At 47.0% G+C, this 17279-nt stretch carries 15 protein-coding genes; 6 read left to right on the top strand and 9 right to left on the bottom strand.

The window, feature by feature from the left end; all coding sequences use genetic code 11:
* Positions 1–11 precede the first annotated feature (11 nt).
* Positions 12–1523 carry a hypothetical protein gene (locus IZU26_RS06410; protein ID WP_433277660.1) on the top strand — a complete coding sequence of 504 codons (1512 nt, stop codon included), beginning with the start codon at positions 12–14 and terminating at the stop codon, positions 1521–1523.
* A 32-nt stretch (positions 1524–1555) separates the two neighbouring features.
* Positions 1556–2596 (top strand): hypothetical protein, encoded by a 1041-nt coding sequence (locus IZU26_RS06405; RefSeq protein ID WP_433277658.1) that lies wholly within the window; start codon positions 1556–1558, stop codon positions 2594–2596.
* A 6-nt stretch (positions 2597–2602) separates the two neighbouring features.
* Here the strand turns inward: IZU26_RS06405 and IZU26_RS06400 are convergent, their stop codons facing one another.
* Both IZU26_RS06400 and IZU26_RS06395 read right to left on the bottom strand, forming a co-directional pair.
* Positions 2603–2845: a gp53-like domain-containing protein gene (locus IZU26_RS06400; RefSeq protein ID WP_433278132.1), complete on the bottom strand. Its 243-nt coding sequence runs from the start codon at positions 2843–2845 to the stop codon at positions 2603–2605.
* Positions 2846–2856: 11 nt separating this feature from the next.
* Positions 2857–3120, bottom strand: coding sequence for a gp53-like domain-containing protein (locus IZU26_RS06395; protein ID WP_433277656.1), 264 nt, complete (start codon positions 3118–3120; stop codon positions 2857–2859).
* Between the two features lie 22 nt (positions 3121–3142).
* On the opposite strand from IZU26_RS06395, the gene IZU26_RS06390 reads away from it, so the two are divergent.
* A complete protein-coding gene (locus tag IZU26_RS06390) occupies positions 3143–3826 on the top strand; it encodes a recombinase family protein (RefSeq protein ID WP_433277654.1) in 684 nt (227 codons plus the stop codon).
* A 193-nt stretch (positions 3827–4019) separates the two neighbouring features.
* The gene (locus IZU26_RS06385) at positions 4020–4808 is read left to right on the top strand and encodes a DNA adenine methylase (RefSeq protein WP_433277652.1); all 789 of its coding nucleotides are present in this window, start codon (positions 4020–4022) and stop codon (positions 4806–4808) included.
* A gap of 162 nt (positions 4809–4970) precedes the next feature.
* On the opposite strand, the gene IZU26_RS06380 is transcribed toward IZU26_RS06385, so the two are convergent.
* From IZU26_RS06380 to IZU26_RS06355, 6 genes are all read right to left on the bottom strand, one after another.
* Positions 4971–5798: a carbohydrate ABC transporter permease gene (locus IZU26_RS06380; RefSeq protein WP_310822471.1), complete on the bottom strand. Its 828-nt coding sequence runs from the start codon at positions 5796–5798 to the stop codon at positions 4971–4973.
* Between the two features lies 1 nt (position 5799).
* Positions 5800–6690 carry a carbohydrate ABC transporter permease gene (locus IZU26_RS06375; protein WP_433277649.1) on the bottom strand — a complete coding sequence of 297 codons (891 nt, stop codon included), beginning with the start codon at positions 6688–6690 and terminating at the stop codon, positions 5800–5802.
* Between the two features lie 512 nt (positions 6691–7202).
* Positions 7203–8480 (bottom strand): ABC transporter substrate-binding protein, encoded by a 1278-nt coding sequence (locus IZU26_RS06370; RefSeq protein ID WP_310822474.1) that lies wholly within the window; start codon positions 8478–8480, stop codon positions 7203–7205.
* A gap of 51 nt (positions 8481–8531) precedes the next feature.
* Complete coding sequence (locus IZU26_RS06365) at positions 8532–9803, bottom strand: AGE family epimerase/isomerase (RefSeq protein ID WP_433277646.1); 1272 nt, start codon at positions 9801–9803, stop codon at positions 8532–8534.
* Positions 9804–9923: 120 nt separating this feature from the next.
* On the bottom strand, positions 9924–11030 hold the full coding sequence (locus IZU26_RS06360) for a hypothetical protein (protein ID WP_433277645.1): 1107 nt from the start codon (positions 11028–11030) through the stop codon (positions 9924–9926).
* A gap of 64 nt (positions 11031–11094) precedes the next feature.
* Positions 11095–12981, bottom strand: coding sequence for a PfkB family carbohydrate kinase (locus IZU26_RS06355; RefSeq protein ID WP_433277642.1), 1887 nt, complete (start codon positions 12979–12981; stop codon positions 11095–11097).
* Between the two features lie 129 nt (positions 12982–13110).
* Between IZU26_RS06355 and IZU26_RS06350 the strand changes: the two genes are divergently transcribed.
* Together IZU26_RS06350 and IZU26_RS06345 are read left to right on the top strand one after the other, a co-directional pair.
* Complete coding sequence (locus tag IZU26_RS06350) at positions 13111–14091, top strand: LacI family DNA-binding transcriptional regulator (RefSeq protein WP_433277640.1); 981 nt, start codon at positions 13111–13113, stop codon at positions 14089–14091.
* A complete protein-coding gene (locus tag IZU26_RS06345) occupies positions 14088–15014 on the top strand; it encodes an ROK family protein (RefSeq protein WP_433277638.1) in 927 nt (308 codons plus the stop codon). Before IZU26_RS06350 ends, IZU26_RS06345 begins: the two co-directional genes overlap by 4 nt.
* A 156-nt stretch (positions 15015–15170) precedes the next feature.
* Here IZU26_RS06345 and IZU26_RS06340 read toward each other — a convergent pair whose 3' ends face one another.
* A complete protein-coding gene (locus IZU26_RS06340; RefSeq protein WP_433277636.1) occupies positions 15171–17261 on the bottom strand; it encodes a methyl-accepting chemotaxis protein in 2091 nt (696 codons plus the stop codon).
* Positions 17262–17279: the final 18 nt, after the last annotated feature.

The following is a 17279-nucleotide window of genomic DNA, read 5'->3' as shown; positions in this document are numbered from 1 at the left end:
GCGAGAAAATTATGAAACGAAATTTATTAACGTTATTGGCGGCAATATTCTTTATTGCCTGTGCAGTAGGTTATGAAAAGCATGAGGAAAACAGTACAATGACTTGGGATACATCGAATTACGATAGCAATATACGTGTTGCGCACTTGATTGACTTTAAAGGCAAATTTATCGCTATCGCTTTTAATTTTCAGGACCGACAGCTCATTGTCAAAATAAGTGCGGACAAAGGTAAAACTTGGTCTACCGTCTTTTCCGATAACAAGTATAAGAAATATTATAATACAACAGGTTGGGAACAGGCCGGCAAAACAGATTCTTTGCTTTGGTTTTTTAGCTATGGTGACACTTATAACGGCACAACCCCTGGTTATATTTTTTGGAGTACCGACGGTTATTTATGGCATATTATTGATCTCAATCCTGTTCTGCAAAACGGGTTCGGTATCAGCAATTTGTTCGTAACTGATGATGCAATATTTTTGCAGCAGAGAAAAAGTTTAGATGATGCAGGCGGCACCCCCTACGGGCATACCGATAAAGTCATTGTCAGCCATGACAAGGGGAACTCATGGCAAACTGTTTATTTAAAAACTTCCAACGACGGTTGGTCTCAAACGATAAATATTGGAACTTATTTTTCTCAACGTATAGGTATAATCATTGAAAATCAAGGAGATTTCTCACCTATAAACTATACAATAAAAATCAGTTTCGATAAGGGGAAAAATTTTATCGATGCTTTTTCAGGGATAAATATACTCGCCTTCGCTTTCACCATCGAAGATGAACAGCACCTTTGTCTTACTGCACTGCCGAATCAATACTCATCGTCTACCGTTTCGGTTGTATTATGTTTGAGCCATGACGGAGGGAGTACATGGCATATTGTAAACGCGACATTGCCAAAAGACGCCAACAGTACTTTACAAAATTTACGTATCAGAAAGTTACGCAATCTATGGCTTTTTTTTGTTGATGGCCAATGTATTGCAGAAAGCGATACCTACGGGGAAACATGGACAGCTGCGGCGAGCGGCAGAACTAATATCGCTGATAATTTTGTATACGTCGGTACAACTGTTGTCCAATATAAATTTGCCGGCAATGGGGTCGATTTTTATGTAAGCCCTGATTGCGCTCGAACATGGAGCCAAGAGCGTTTGCCGCGCATAAACAGTGCGTCCTCAATTTTGTATGACGGCTATACGACGATAATCGGAGAGTGCGGTACTATCCGCACAGAGGGGCCGGATTTTATAGGAAATGTTGCTGAAGTATCGCGACTGAAAGGATGCGACACAACAGGAAGTAAATTCAGTTTCGCACAGTTTAAACCCGCAACCTTTGAATCTCCGTTACATTACTGTGATGACAGCGGCAATATGAAATCGATCATACTCGTAAAGCCGACGTCAAAAAATGTAAGCCGATTTGTAGTTAAAATAAATCCAGAAAGCGAATATGCGAAATTGATACTCGGAGAGAACAATAATGGAATATGTGCTCTGGCAAAGTGCTAAGAGTTTAATAAGGTATTTTATAGGAGTAAAAAATGGCAGGCATAACGATCGGTAAAATCTATACAAATGCACCGGCAAATAATACGTCAGACGCGGATCTCCTCATTATCGAGCAGGGAACAAAAACAAAAGCAGTAAAACTCAAAGACGTGACTGTCGGGAAAGCGAAAGAAGCAACCGATGCGAAATATGCCGCTCATTTCGGGGCGGACGGCGCTCCGTTATCAGTCGGAACGGAAAAAACGCCAGTATACATTGATAATGCCGGTATACCGAAAGCATGTACAAAAGTCGCCGCAGCGACATCTGACGTTGCCGTATACGCACAAAAAATCGGCACGGCACAAGCGCATCCGGCAATCGGAAATACATCGACGCCTATTTTTATCAATGGCGACGGAATCGCGACTGTATGTACGGAGATACACGCGACACTCGGCAATGCAGGGAGCGCCGGTATCCCTATATATACGCAAGGCAATACAGTCCGCGAGTGTGCAAATTTCGCTGTATGCCAGACTGCCACAAATACGATGGATAAAGCGGTAACGATTGAAGGCTTCGTGCGGAAAGCGGGAGCGCATTTCTATGTTAAGTTTGCCAATGACGGCGGCGGTACACGAGGCACTTATAATTTGACGCTCAATGTACACGATGGCAATAACTATACCGGAGCCGCACCGGTGTATGTCGGTAAATATCAATGCGGTATAGGCGCAATAAATGCAGGCTGTGTGTATGAGATGCTTTTTGACGGAGAGCGTTATGCCATCCTTAATTCCGATATCGTCGCACAGGAAGCGAGCGAAACCGCGAGCTATATAAAACATGGGAACGGTTTAATTAAGCAATGGGCCAGCAACGTAAAAACAGAACCTTCTTCAAGCAATCGATATGTAAAATTTAATATTATTTTTACTCGCCCTCCGCTGCTAATCGTTAACCAACACGCAGATGAAAGTGGAAGTGTTTATTATAATGAATTTGGCTATAATGTAACAAAAGAGGGATTTCATATTCGCCACGCAGAAAACGAGCGTCGTTTTATTCATTATCTTGCCGTTGGTGTGTAAAAGATATTAATTTGCTTGCCCGATAGCAAACCAGTCGACATATCCGTTTGGATAACTATTCGTATATTGTCCCAGAACAAAAAACCTGTCTTTTTCTATAGTCCATCCAGCTGCATAATGCTCGACTGCCTTTCCCGAATATACGCCGCTATGCTGTCCACATATTAATCTCGGTATGGCAGTAAACGCAATTGGATAGTATATGGGAGTATTTAAATCGGAATTTTTTGTCACGCCCCATTGCTTAATTAAACCGTTCGTTATTTACCGATACAAATAAACGAAAGGCTTGAATTTGTTATTTCGCCAGAATGGTTTGCTGAAATGTTAAAACCTTCAAGATTTTTATTAAAAATCTTGACCGTTCCTGAATAAGAATCAGCACCTGTATGGGACATAGAGCCCATAACGCTTGGAATTTTTGAAAATTTTATCGGAAAAGAGACCCTCATTGATTCAGACCAATTTCCAGCAACGTTTATCCACTGCACAATCAAACCGTTCGTTAAAATCATGACCGACATAAAATTATTATGGAGGTGCTATATGATTTATGGATATATTCGCGTATCAACCGACGGACAAACGACAGAAAATCAAAAACTAGCTATCAGGTTGTATTGCAAAAAAATGAGATTGTTTCACGTACACTGGATTGCGGAAAAGATAAGCGGGTTAAAGAATCCTGAAAAAAGAAAATTAGGTGAATTATTAAAAACTGTACAACCGAATGATACAATCATCATGACGGAACTGTCGAGGCTTGGCAGATCATTGATAATAATTCTAAATGTGCTGCAAAAATTATTAGAAAGGAAGGTGCGCGTCATTACACTAAAAGAGGGATTTGAATTGGGAGATAACTTACAATCAAAGGTTCTTGCGTTTGCCTTCGGGTTGTCCGCCGAGATTGAACGTTCTTTGCTATCCGAACGCACAAAACAGGGATTAGCACGAGCGCGGAAAGCAGGAAAACAGATTGGTCGCAGAAAGGGGCAAAAACCGCAGTATTATAAGCTAACTCCTTATCGATATAAAATAAAGCGAGCTTTAAGAGCCGGCAGGAGCAAGTTATCTATTGCAAAAGAATTTCGCGTTACGTGGGGAACGCTCGATAGATTTATACATGAACATATCAACGATAAATTACCTCCCGCACTGACTGAACGCCCTAAGAAACACGGACATCCGACAATTAGAGAAAAGGAATATTTTATGAAAAATTTATAAAATATTCCTCGCGTCGCTTTCGGTAATTACATTCAAGATATACTCTCTGAAAACAGGCAGAAACCCGCGAGCGGCAACTCGCGGACAAGTGCTAGCACACTTACGGGATAACCCGCTTCCACCCGGCCCATAGCTACGAGCAGTTTAAACATCGGTGCGTTTAGTCTTCAGGTTTAGCCCAAAGGAGACATGAATGAAAACACCTATTTCGTATTATGGCGGAAAACAAGAACTTGCAAAAAAAATTATAAGTCTTATACCGTCTCATAAAACATATTGCGAACCGTTTATCGGAGGCGCTGCAATTTTTTTTGCGAAACCGGTATCGAAAGCCGAAATAATTAACGATATCAATTCGGAAGTTGTCAATTTTTATGAAGTGCTAAAACATGATTTTTCCGCATTGCAGGCAGAAATTGAAATCAGTTTGCATAGCCGAAAATTGTACCAGCACGCCCACGTCATCTATGAAAATCCTGATATGTTTGACAGAATAAAAAGAGCATGGGCATTTTGGGTGCTCGCTAATATGTCTTTTAATAACTCGCTTACCGCCGGATTCAAACATGATAAAATCGGCAAAACAAGCCGCAGCATTGCGCATAAGCGGCAGCAGTTTACCGAAGATTTGGCTATCCGCCTTCAAAATGTACAAATCGAATGTTGCGATGCGTTGAAAATCATTCGGCAAAACGATAACGGCGAAACTTTCTTCTACCTTGATCCGCCGTATGTCGGCGCTTGCCAGGGGCATTATGATGGGTATTCCCAATCCGATTTCAATGAGCTTATTGATCTGCTTGCAAAAATTGAGGGGAGATTTTTACTTAGTTCTTTCCGAAATACGTATCTCTCCGAAGCCTCAAAACAGTATGGCTGGTCTCAAATCGAACTGAAAATGAATACGCATCCGAGCTTCATACCTGATCAACATAAAAGCAAAATCGAGGTTTTAACGGCAAATTATCCGATTTCTTTCTAGACATTGTTTATAAAAATTCGGTTTTTAGCACATCTGTAAAAATGTCATTATTTATTATAATTATGTATTCAAATATGGTTATAAATAATAACTGCGAACACGCTTTCACTTAAATAATTGGGAGCGGCTGTCGCAATTTTTGCAAGCGGCAAAGCACCGCATTCAACCTTTTACCGAACCGGTCAACAAACCCTGTATAAAATATTTGCCGAAGAAAATATACACGAGCAGCGTGGGTATCGACGCCAAAACCGCACCTGCCGTAACCGTATTCCATTCGACAACCTGCGAACCGGAAAGATTTTGAAGGGCGACCGTTATCGGTTGGATCAAAGGATCCTGCGTAATGACGACCGCAAATAAAAAATCGTTCCAAACGCTCGTAAATTGCCAAATTAAAACAACGACAATAGCCGGAACGGAAACCGGAAGAATCAACCGCCGGTATATGCCCCAAATGTCAAGACTGTCCAAAGTTCCCGCTTCGACGATTTCATCGGGGACTTCCATATAATAATTTCGAAACATCAGTGTCGATATCGGGAGTCCGTATATCGTATGCGTGAGAATGAGGCCGAGCAACTTTCCGTAAAGATGCGTTTTATTCAAGGTCTGTACGAGCGGTATCAAAATACTTTGGTAGGGGATAAACATACCGAAAATGATAAGCACAAAGATAACATTGGAACCTTTAAATTTAAACTTTGAAAAAAAATATCCGTTTAACGAACCGATAAGTATGGAAAAAAAACAAACAGGCAGCACCATCTTAAAGCTGTTCAACAAATTCGGAAGCAATTTTTTTGCCGCTATCCGATAATTCGACAATGTCGGATGCAATTCCAAAACCCATATCGTACTGAGGCTGACATTCGCAAACGGTTTTACGCTTGTGTTGAGTAAAACGTACAAAGGAAAGAGAAAAAGTACGGCAAATACGGCAGCAAAGAAATATTGAAAAAACGGGATCGTTTTATTTTTTTGCATCATGTCAGTTCTCCGCCCTAAAGGTCGATACTACATACGGCACGATAATAACCGCAACGCAAAGCAGCATGATAATTGAAATCGCGGCTCCTTCCGCATAGTGATTGCCCCTAAATGTCGTTTCGAACATATACAGGCCCGGAAAATCGGTAACGAATTTCGGGCCGGAACCCGTCATCGCGTATACCAAATCGAAAATCTTCAAAGAGATATGTCCGAGCACGATCAATGCGGAAAATACGATCGGTCTGAGATGGGGAAGTAAAATACTGAATATTATCCGCAATTCGCTTGCCCCGTCAATCATACCCGACTCGACGATCTGCCTCGGTACGGTACGAAGCCCTGCCAAAAACATCGCCATCGTATACCCGAGATATTGCCAGGAAGCGGCAAGCACTAAAGAAATCAATGCAACGTTATAAGGACCGATATGCCCCGTAGAAGTATACCAACCGAAATCCAGCGGTATTCCCATCATGCGAAAAAGCTGATTTACGCCGGTAGACGGAGTGAGCTGCCATTTCCAGACGACGCCTGACACAATAAAAGAAATCGACAGCGGATACATGAATACCGTACGAAATACACCCTCTCCTTTCAGTCCGCGGTAAATCAAATACGCCAGCACAAAGCCGCCGACAATACAAACGCTCATAAACAGAACGGTAAAAAACAGCGTATTCCACAGATCCGCCGTAAAACGTCTGTTTCGAAACAGTTCGATATAATTTGAAAAACCGACGCTTTTCATATTCGGAATGATACCGTCCCATGACGACAGAGAAACCCGAAACGACCACAGGATAAAACCGTACACAAAAATAAAAAGCAATACGGTAAACGGTACAATGACAAGCATGCCCTTGCCTATTTCCCGCTTCGGGTAATACATAGCGCCTCCCATAAAACTTTTGCAGGAAGTTAGAGCCTCCGGCTCATTCTGCAAAGAATCGATTCTACGTGTCCGCTTTCGCGGACTTCGAATCAACTTCCGAAAAAGTTTTTAGCCGTGCACAAACGCGCACACGTTTAATAATCGAGCTTGCAAAATAAAGTGTATCGTATTCATTCGATTTTCATCAAAATGATACGTATACATATCTTCCGCCAATATCCGCACAAACTCGAGATAAGAACGCTGCGATTTCGAGCAATGCGCGACTTGCAACGAGCGCGAAGCGCGAAGTTCCCCGCGCGACTTGCAACGAGCGCAAAGCGCGAAGTTCCCCGCGCAGAAATCGCAAGGGTCTCCTATAAAAGAAAAACGCTTTGGCGTTTTTCATCTTCAGACTCCAGCGACGGCGATATTTCAGACGACGCTTTTTATCACACATCCTTTTCCTTAATAAAACGAAATATGCACGCCGCTACGGGCAGACCGAGCCTGCCCGTACCGGCAATCGGTTAATTTTTCGGCGCATACCTGTTTGCGGCGGACTGGAATTCTTTTATCGCAGTATTGACGTCTCGATCGGACGTAAAGACATTGACGATATCGTTTACTTTCGTTACCCACGCTTCCGAAATAGCGGAACCGTGTGCGACGGACGGAACGATCGCATTGGAAGCGAAATCCGCCATCGCTTGCTTTGAATATGCGGAATATTTTGATCTGTCCGCGTCGAGCCGTGCAGGGATCGAACCTTTGATAGGATTAAACGCATCCTGCCCTTGTTTCGAACCGCACAGCGTCAGCCACTTAACGGCGTTCGCGCGGTTCTTCGCTTTTCTCGGCAAGCCGAAAGAATCGGAAATCAAAATGAAATCGCCCTGTGTTCCGGGAAATACTGCCCATTCCCAATCGACGCCCTCCTTTTTGCCTGTCTGCTGATACAGGCCGAGCGCCCAGTCGCCCATCAGGTTCATCGCCATTTTGCCCTCGGAAACCGCGAGCAATGCGTTCATATCGGTATAGGCGGAATGATCGGTATTGACGTAGCCTATGAGACGGGCGTAATCGTTCAGCGCCTTTACGATATCCTTGTCCGACCAACTGCATTTTCCGTTCCACAACGCAATATATTTTTCCGGACCGGCATCGGCAAGGATGACATTTTCCAAAAGCTGCGTCGCCGTCCACGGAGAGGTATCGCCGAGCGCGAATGCGATAACTCTGTTTTTTTGTAATATTTCACAGGCCGCAAACAGTTCATCCATCGTCTTCGGAACGCGAAGATTGTATTTTTTAAAAATTTTAGGGTTATACCACAGCACATTGGAACGATGAATATTTACGGGAACCGAATATATTTCGCCCTTATACGAAACGATATCCAAAACGCCTTTCGGAAATTTATCGAGCCAACCGTTATCTTTGAACATCTGAGTTAAGGGTTCCATATAATTGGAAACGACCCACGTATCGATCAATTCATGTCCCGCATGTACTTGAAAAGAATCCGGCGCGTTTCCTCCCTGCATACGCGTAGCGAGGACGGCTTTCGCGTTTGAGCCGGCGCTGCCGGCTACGGTTGCGTTGATCAATTCAACGTCGGGATTTTCTTTGTTGAATTCGTCGATCATCGCCTGCAGCCCTTCTGCTTCGCCGCCGGCAGTCCACCAACTGAAAATTTCGACGGAGTTTTTCCCCTTCTTTTGCACTGTGGAATCATCCGTACCCATTGCAAACGCAAGCCCGTATACGCAAAGACAAGCGATAAGGACACCAATGCATTTTCTCATAACCGTACCCCCTGATATTTTTTTATCTCCGGTCAAAGAGATAAGTATACGCTACCGCATCGCAGCAATTTTTTTGAGCCGTTCTATGCAAAGCACTGCACATCTGATCGTATGATAATTGGCTTTCCATGAATTGCTCATATATGTCCATATCGGGTCGCCCTCACGCGTCAACAGCGGCCACCATTCTCCGACTTTATGATTGATTCCTTTTTCCATAACAAACGTGTGAATATTCCGATATGCATCGATGTATGTTTCATCGTGGAAAAGAAGATACGCTTCCAACAACCCGTTTAATAATTCCGCTTGCTGCCAAAATTCTTTCGTTTCATCGTATACCGCATGTCCGTCCGATGCGCCCTCAACGTATACGCCGCCGTATTTCCGGTCGATACCGTATGTCACCGCATTATCCAAAACGGCTCTGAATGTCGGTTCATAGGACGCAGACGATTCGGCGAGCGCTTTTAATGCATCCGAAAGCAGCCAAAACAATTCGACATTATGGCCGTACGACATATTATCGGCGTGGGGTTTTGCCCCTTTGTCAAATCTGTCCATACCCCAAACGACGGAAAATTTTATTTGAGGCACTTTATTCCAATCTTTATCGAACTGCGGAATCCCCGTTCGATATGTTTTATCGAGCATCGTATTGACGAGGATATCGATAAGTTCCTGCAATTTTCTTCGATGAATATCTTTTCCCGATGCACAGTACAAAGCCGTATACGCTTCCATCAAGTGCATGTGGACGTCGAGCGTTTTTCTGTCGCCGCCTGCGGATCCGGGGCCGCACAATCTCCACTCGCGCGAAAACATTTCCCAATAACCGCCCTTTGAAGTTTCCGCCGCATACACCTGCAAAAGTTCAAAACATTTTTCCGCATAGAAGAGCGCCTGCACATCGTGAAACGTTTTTGCATAAACGGCAAGCGCATATATTGCAAAGCTCTGTCCGTATACGATTTTTTGATTGTCGATAATACGGTTTTTCCGATCAAGCATCCAATAAAAACCGCCGTATACGTCGTCCCAGAGCGTTTGCACCGCAAACTCAAAGCCTTTTCTGGCAATTGCTGCGCAGCGGCCGGCAGTATCATGCCCGTACTGCACTGCGAGCGACAACGAAAACAAAGTACGCATATGCGCCAGCATCGGTTTTTCATTGCAATCAGTCAGATTGCCGGCCGCATCGTATTGTGTGATAAAACCGCCGTTTACCGTATCCCAGCAGCGTTCAACCCAAAACGGCAAAAGTTCTTTATGTATATGGCGTTTCCACTCGTCTTTCCACGAAACAATCTCTCTTGCATCCATAAAATTCCTCGTTTATGAAATGATCCATTGTTTTATGAAACCGTTCTCATAAATTATACGACCTCATTTTCGAAAAGTCAAAGATTTTTTTGCCGCACCTTACCCATTCGAATTCGGCGGCTACCGGTGCAGCGCTCTGTACAATTCCACCAATATGTCTCGGTTATCGGCCGACGTGTAATCGACGGGACAGCCCATCCTGCTGAAGGTCTTCATAAAGCGCAGGTAATATGCGGGATTGTCCGCAGGCGGCTCACCCCTTCTCCAATCCCACGTTTCGCGCTGCAAATCGAATACGTGGATCGCAGCGTTCCGAATCTCTTGCCCGTTTTGAATTGCAACGTTCCTCGCCATCGACAGCGCTTTTTCAAAAATCATCGGACTCATAACCGCCGATCCGATCGACAAATACACGCCGTTTTGCAAACCGCTCACCGATGCAACATAGCGTAAAAAATCGACTTCCGCCGTCCTCCCGATCGCAGCTCCCTTATTCGCTTTGTGCGTATAGATGATATCGTGGCCGAACATCGGATGATCGGTAAACGGCACGCCGTTTTCATAGCAGGCAGCCTGCACGCTGAAACGCTTATACGGATGCGCTATCGCCAAAAAGCGCCCTTCCGGCAGATCGAGGGAATGTATTTCATCGAGAAAATCGGCGGCGGCGGCGCGTTTTGAAAGCGGAGCGTTTTTATCGCAGACGACCTTTTCGAGCTCTTCTGCCGACGGAATATCGATGCCGTCTTTCGAAATCATTTTGCCGACGGCCTCTCCGTAACCGAGCCCTTCGTATGCGCCTGCGGCGATCGCCGCGTTGATCGAAAAGCCCGTCTCCTGCCACGTGCCGAACTGCCCCAACGCGACATTCGCGCGGACATCTTCGCTGCTTTGCCCTTGAAACGCAAATTCCCAATCGTGGATGACGCCGGCGCCGTTCGTCGCAAGGTGCGTAAACCATCCTTCCGCAACGAATTTCGAAAGCAGCGGACCGAGCCCGTTTTTGATCGCGTGCGCGCCGAATGCGCACATGCGGGAAGCGCCCGCCTCTTTCGCTTTCCGCAGTTCGTCGGCAATTTGTTCGGCACGGCGGCGTAGTTCAGGCGAGGCTTTGCTTTTATACGTTTTTTCATCGACGTAATCGCGCTCAATGAAAACTTTGTTTTTCCTTTCCGACAGCGGGAAATAGCGCATCTCCGACCTGTCGAACAATCGCATCGCAGCCATAACATTCCTTATTAAAATTTATTAACCGATGAAAATATCGCCCCGACCCGTAAAATCGCACCGATTACGCCCCGCCGTAAATACGGCGTATCTGCGAAAAATCGGGAATCAATACGTCCGCCCCCGCAAGCACGAGGCGCGCCCTCTTTGCCCGATTGACGCCGAAGCGCTGTTTTTCGTCGGACAAAACGCCGACTGCAAAAAATCCGTTTTCGTGCGCTTCGCGCATTTCGACCGGTCCGTCGCCGAAAACCGCACAGCTTTCCGGACGAATACCCCGCCCTGCAAGCTCTTTAATAATTTTCTGAATGATGATTTTTTTCGGATCGTTTTTAGGATCGCCGACCGAACCGCAGATGCCTCCGGTAAACAGATGTGCATAACCGAGCAGTTCCGCTTCGCGCACGACGTCGTCGTGATCGCTGCCGCTTGCCAAATACAATTTCGTTCCCGCTTCAAAAAGCGTTTGCAAAAAATCCCGAGCTCCTTTTATCGTTACGTCGTCGGTGTTCAATTCACCGCGGCTCAGCGCATCGACTTTTTCCTGCATCGATTGTTTTAATCGCCGGACGAATATCGCTTTGTAATCCTCCGCCGAGCGGACGGTTTTTACAAGCCCGTATTTTTCTATGATCGGGATGAGCAGCTGCATTTGAATGATCGTTTGAATACCGGTCGTTTTATCGATAAGTTCTTTGACGTCCGCCGTAATACGCTTCCGAAGCTCTTCATCCGCGCTCGCATCCTGCGTCACCGCTTCGACCATGACGGCTTCCATGACACTTTCCCAGCCCTGCCGAAGCACGCTGATCGTTCCGTCGTGATCGAAGATCGCAACCTGCGGATAGATGCGGCGATTTTCGAATGCCGCCTCGTCAATGATTTCGATGTGCGAATCGGGAAGCGTGCGCGGCTTTTCCGCATAACTCGCAATTTCAGGATGATAGCGAAACATCGCATTGTGCGCGACGGCGCGCATATCGGAAAGCGAAGGATGTCCCGTCCGATACAGCGTCAAAACGCTTGCCGATGCGCCGAGATTTGCGGCATCGACGGCATCGAAAAACGAAAGCCCCGAAACAAGGGCGGCGGCCATCGTCGCGATAAACGCATCCCCCGCTCCGACCGTATCGATCGGCTGTGTAAAGTCTATGCCGAGCGCGCGGCGGCTTTTGCCGTCCTGCACTGCGAGCGCGCCTTCTTTTCCGAGCGTTACGGCGATCGGCCGGTTCCAACGCGCGGAAAGAGAGGCGGCGGCTTTTTCGACGGATCGTTCGCTTCCGGTTTTTCCGTTATAATACGAGAGCGCTTCACGCTCGTTTATCTTGTAGATGACGTTTTCATAACTTCCGATGCGGTGCCGCGTATCGACGAGCCAAACGATTTGCCCCGCACTCGAAGCGATCCGCTTATTGAGTTCGCGTATAAAACGGTCGGTCGTCAAACCGGAAAGCAGCTGTTCGTTTACGATGATGCAGCGGTATTCGGAAAGCGACGCATCGAGTTTTTCGAGCAGCTCGTTTTGCGTCGCTTCGGAAACAAGATTGAAATTTCCCAAATCGAAACGGGGCAGCTCTCTTCCGTCTTTAATAATTTTGTGGTACATGTTCGTCTGCCAGTCCGTTTTTTGTACCGCGATGCCGCGAGTCGAAATTCCGCGTTCTTTGCACAGCGCTTCCAAAATCGCACTTTCGGCATCAGAACCCGAAATGCCGTAGAGATCGACGTTTCCGACTCCGAGCGTCCGAAGCGTTTCGGCAACGTTACCCGCGCCTCCGAGATAATACTCGCTCGATTTTACCGATACCGTTTCCAGCCCCGTTTCTACGGATATTTCGGATACCGCCGAATCGGTAAAATAATAATGATCGATACAGATATCGCCGATAACGGCAACGGATGCGGCTTCCAAAGCCGCTTTATCGAATTGATCCGAAAACGAAAGGGGCATATTTTTACCTTTTTTGAAACCGGTTTCATTAAATGATACGGCATGACCGTCCGTCTGTCAATAAAAAATTTTAAGTTATACAAAAAATTTAAAGTTGCAAAAGGACAAAATACGGTTGATAATAATCCTATGATTACCATCAACGATGTCGCACACATAGCAGGCGTATCGAAGTCGACCGTTTCCCGCGTTATGACGAATCCGTCCATCGTCAAAGCGGAAACGAGAGAAAAAGTGCAGCGCGTCATCCGCAAAAAAAATTACGTACCCAGTACGATTGCACAAAACCTCAGCGGTACGCCGACAAAGACCGTCGGCATCGTCATCAACGAAATGGCGAATTTCTTTTTCGTCGAAATCCTTGAAGGAGTCGACCGCGTGCTCTCCGCAAACGGATATTCGCTTGAAATCCATTCGTCACAGTGGATCGCCGAAAAAGAGAGCGCGCAGATACGCTCGCTCATCAGCAAACGTGCGAACGGCGTGCTGCTCGCCCCGCTTTCGAATTCGAGCAAGAGTATCAATATACTGCTGAAAGCGAAGATACCGCTCGTCGTATTCAACTGCATCCCCGATTCGCGCCGATGCCCCTACGTCGCCTCCGACAATTTCGCAGGCGGAAAACTCGCGGGTGAATACATGAACACCCTCGGCGCAAAGCAGCACATCGTCGTGTCGGGCTTCGAACACCAAACGATTACGGACAGAGTAAACGGATGCCTGGCCGTACTGAAAGTGAAGCGCGTCGTCCGTTATGAACACGTAAGCACATTTGAAGACGGAGAAAATCTCGTTCCGATTTTAATAAAAAACAATCGAATCGATACGGTAAAAACCGCACTTTTTATCACGAACGACAACGTTGCAATCGGAACCTTGCATAAATTGATCGAAAGCGGAATACGCGTTCCCGAACAGGTTTCCGTCATCGGATACGACGACATAAAGCTCGCAAAACTGTGCAAAGTTGCGCTGACGACCGTTTCTCAAAATGCATTCCGGCTCGGAGAAGCCGCTGCAAAAAAGCTCCTCGACATCATTTCACAAAAAGACGTGCCGACGGGTACCGTGTACGCGCCGTCGATGATCGTACGGGAGTCGAGCAGATGAAAAAACGCACCGCACTTGCAATCGATATCGGAGGCTCAAAACTCTTCGTCGGAATCGTAGACGAAACGGGACAGATTCTCGCTGAGCGCAAAATGCAATTTCAGTCGGTCAGCCGGCAGATCATCCTCGATTCGATCCGGCAGCTCTGTATGCCGCTTGCCGAAATGTTTGCGCCCGACCGTATCGGCGTAAGCATTCCGGGACTTGCCGACCCGAAAACGGGTGTTTGGAAAGAAGCGGTTTTTTCAAAAGTACGGGACTTTCCCATCGCGGAAAATTTGGCGGCACTGTTCGCTCTGCCCGTGTTTATTGACAACGATGCGAACAACTGCGCATGTGCGGAAAAAATATTCGGCTGTGCAAAAACCGTCGACGATTTTATTTGGCTCACGATAAGCAACGGCTGCGGTGCCGGTATCTTTCTCAACGGACAACTCTTTTCGGGAGCGTCAGGCAACGCGGGAGAACTTGGACATGTGTGCGTCACCGACGAAGATTTTCTTTGTCCGTGCGGAAACAGAGGCTGCCTTGAATCGGTCGCTGCGGGGCCGGGAATCGTTAGAAGATATGAAGCCACCGTCACGGCTCGAAAGCCTTCGCTTTCAGCTAAAACAATTGCACACATGGCGGAAGCGGGCGATGCGGCGGCGCGCGCCATATATGAAAAAACAGGTGTCTATATCGGTAAGGCAATCGCCGCTGCGGTAAACATACTCAACGTTCCGCTCGTCGTTCTTGGAGGCGGAATCGGTATGGACAGCAGTCTCTACATCGCCGCGCTCAAAAAGACGGTCGACGAACACCTATACGCGACGGCAAATAAAAATCTGACGATAGTTTCGACGGCGCTCGGCTACAATGCGTCGCTGCTCGGCGCCGCGGCAACGGCATTTATCCGCGGCTCAAAAATACCGTTCAAATAGCGATGCGTATGCAGCGGAGATCGCCGATACACGAAACGGCGAAAGATGGAGCATCAAAATGACTGAAGATACACCCACAGCGAATACGTTTGTGCGCGCGCTCGAAACTTTACCCGCAAGCATACTCATCACAAAATACGCCCGCAAACGAACGCCTTACACTTTAAACTTCCCGACTTCAGCCGCCAATTTTTGAATGCTCGTTTTGTTTTCCTGCGTGATCCGGTTCACTTCCTGCACCGCGTTGTTGATCTGCACCGCTCCCGACGCCATTTCATTCATGCTGTCGGTAATGATGCGCGTCAGATCGTCGAGCTTCCGCATCTCTGCGGCGACGCTTTCTCCGCCCTTCAGCATCTCTTCCGACCCCGCCTGTACTTCCATCGTCACCGTGTTGATGCTTTTAATCGCAGAGAGCACTTCTTTGCTCCCGTTTTCCTGCTTACGCATCGCTTCCGTCAATCGATCGCTCATCGATTTTACCTGCTCCGACAAATTGAATATCGTATTGAACTTTTCTTCCGCCGTTTTCGACGACGCCGACAGCGTTTCGATTTCTCCGGAGAGCGTTTTCAGCGTCTCCGTTATCGTCTTGCCCTGCATCGCGGAATCTTCGGCGAGCTTTCGGATCTCATCGGCAACGACCGCAAAACCCTTGCCCGCCTCTCCCGCATGCGCTGCTTCGATCGCCGCATTCATCGCAAGCAAGTTCGTCTGACTTGCGATGTGCTGTATGACGCTCGAGGCTTCAAGCAAACTCCCCGATTCTTCGGCGATCTGTTGCGTCACCGCATTGGCGCTGACGACGCTGCCTTTTCCGTCGGCCGTCGCATCCGCAAGCGTTTTGATAACGTCATCCGTCTGTTCGAGCGTCTGCGAAACCGCGCCGATATTCGCGACCATCTCTTCCACCGATGCCGACGACTGGGCAACGCTCGCAGCCTGCGTTTCGATGCTGTTGTTAAGCTGTTTGATCGTACGCACGATCTCTTCGATCGTCGCGGCCGTTTCGCTCACGCTCGCCGCCTGTGTCAGCGCCTGCTGCTTTACCCCGTCGATATTCGCGCTGATTTCGTGTACGGAACTTGCCGTTTGGGTCATATTCGACGCAAGCTCTTCGCCGATGGCTTCCATCGTGCCGGAGTTCTCTCCGACGGTCTTTATGGAGCGGCCGATTTTCGCGATCGTTTCGTTGAAGTATTCGGCCATATCGGTGATCTCATCGTTGCCGTTTACCGGAAGACGGACGGTAAGATCGCCTTCGCCCTGTGAAATATTCCGCAATGCACCGACGGCGGTTCGGATCGGCTTTATAATTGCGCGCGCAACAAAATAGATAACGACAAACGTGATAACCAAAATAATCGCAGTAAGCCCCAAGAGCGAAAGGCGCAGGGTGTTTACCGCTCCCAAAAATTCGTTTACGGGAGCGCGGATGATGACCGACCAGTCGGTCGTTTGCATCGTCGCAAAAGAAGCGATATAGGCTTCGTCTTGGTATGTGTAATAGCCGATTTCACTTTCGTCGGTGTTCCAAACGTGTTCCAAAAAAGCGGCGCACGAAGCAAGCTCTTTATTCGTCTTTGCCTGCTCGATGATATTGGCTTGACTTCGAACCAGCTCGGTATCTTTATCCGCGACAATGACACCGCTGTCGGCCATTATATAGCAATTGCCCGTTTTACCGACAACGATATCTTTAATTTGTTCGGAAAGCCAAAATCCGTCAATATCCGCACTCAAAACACCGATGATCTGATGATTATTGTCGTATATGGGAACGGCAATAACTTGGATGAGTTTTTGCGTTGTTTTTGAAAAAAGCTGTTCGGAAAGAAACGGTTTTCCGCTCCGTGCCGATTGGAACCACTCCCGATCGCCGACTTGGGCATTTCCGCCGATACTGTGGAGCGTGCCGTCAAGCTCGCTGAAATCCAATTCCTGAATGGATGTATTGAATGACGCCTGTTCCCGCAGCAGTCTGATTTTTTCCGCATTTGAAACGGATGCATCGGTAAACATAGGCATACGCGCTATACCTTCAAGGAATTGCCAAATCGAGGTAATGCGCCCGTCTATTATCCGCGAAACATCGGTCGCTTTATCGATAAGGTGTATTTCCACTTTTTCAATGACCGCTTTGCGAGCCGAATGTATGGCAAGCAGCGATTCAATTGCACCCGCCGTTAAAATCAATAATCCGAAAACCAGGATAAGCTTATAACGGAGCGAAAAACGTTTTTTCAAAGTAAGCCTCCTATAAAA

The organism is Treponema sp. SP13, from assembly GCF_050938355.1.
GTDB classification, from domain to species: Bacteria; Spirochaetota; Spirochaetia; order Treponematales; family Treponemataceae; genus Treponema_D; species Treponema_D socranskii.
Note: the sequence above shows the minus strand (reverse complement) of the source record. Positions and strands in the feature narration are given on the sequence as shown.

Excerpts from the sequence above, each read along its gene's own strand:
- IZU26_RS06380 (WP_310822471.1), bottom strand. The coding sequence starts at position 5,798 with ATGATGCAAAAAAATAAAACGATCCCGTTTTTTCAATATTTCTTTGCT.
- IZU26_RS06405 (WP_433277658.1), top strand. The coding sequence starts at position 1,556 with ATGGCAGGCATAACGATCGGTAAAATCTATACAAATGCACCGGCAAAT.
- IZU26_RS06345 (WP_433277638.1), top strand. The coding sequence starts at position 14,088 with ATGAAAAAACGCACCGCACTTGCAATCGATATCGGAGGCTCAAAACTC.
- IZU26_RS06370 (WP_310822474.1), bottom strand. The coding sequence starts at position 8,480 with ATGAGAAAATGCATTGGTGTCCTTATCGCTTGTCTTTGCGTATACGGG.
- IZU26_RS06385 (WP_433277652.1), top strand. The coding sequence starts at position 4,020 with ATGAAAACACCTATTTCGTATTATGGCGGAAAACAAGAACTTGCAAAA.
- IZU26_RS06350 (WP_433277640.1), top strand. The coding sequence starts at position 13,111 with ATGATTACCATCAACGATGTCGCACACATAGCAGGCGTATCGAAGTCG.
- IZU26_RS06355 (WP_433277642.1), bottom strand. The coding sequence starts at position 12,981 with ATGCCCCTTTCGTTTTCGGATCAATTCGATAAAGCGGCTTTGGAAGCC.
- IZU26_RS06390 (WP_433277654.1), top strand. The coding sequence starts at position 3,143 with ATGATTTATGGATATATTCGCGTATCAACCGACGGACAAACGACAGAA.
- IZU26_RS06395 (WP_433277656.1), bottom strand. The coding sequence starts at position 3,120 with ATGTCGGTCATGATTTTAACGAACGGTTTGATTGTGCAGTGGATAAAC.
- IZU26_RS06360 (WP_433277645.1), bottom strand. The coding sequence starts at position 11,030 with ATGGCTGCGATGCGATTGTTCGACAGGTCGGAGATGCGCTATTTCCCG.
- IZU26_RS06375 (WP_433277649.1), bottom strand. The coding sequence starts at position 6,690 with ATGTATTACCCGAAGCGGGAAATAGGCAAGGGCATGCTTGTCATTGTA.
- IZU26_RS06365 (WP_433277646.1), bottom strand. The coding sequence starts at position 9,803 with ATGGATGCAAGAGAGATTGTTTCGTGGAAAGACGAGTGGAAACGCCAT.
- IZU26_RS06410 (WP_433277660.1), top strand. The coding sequence starts at position 12 with ATGAAACGAAATTTATTAACGTTATTGGCGGCAATATTCTTTATTGCC.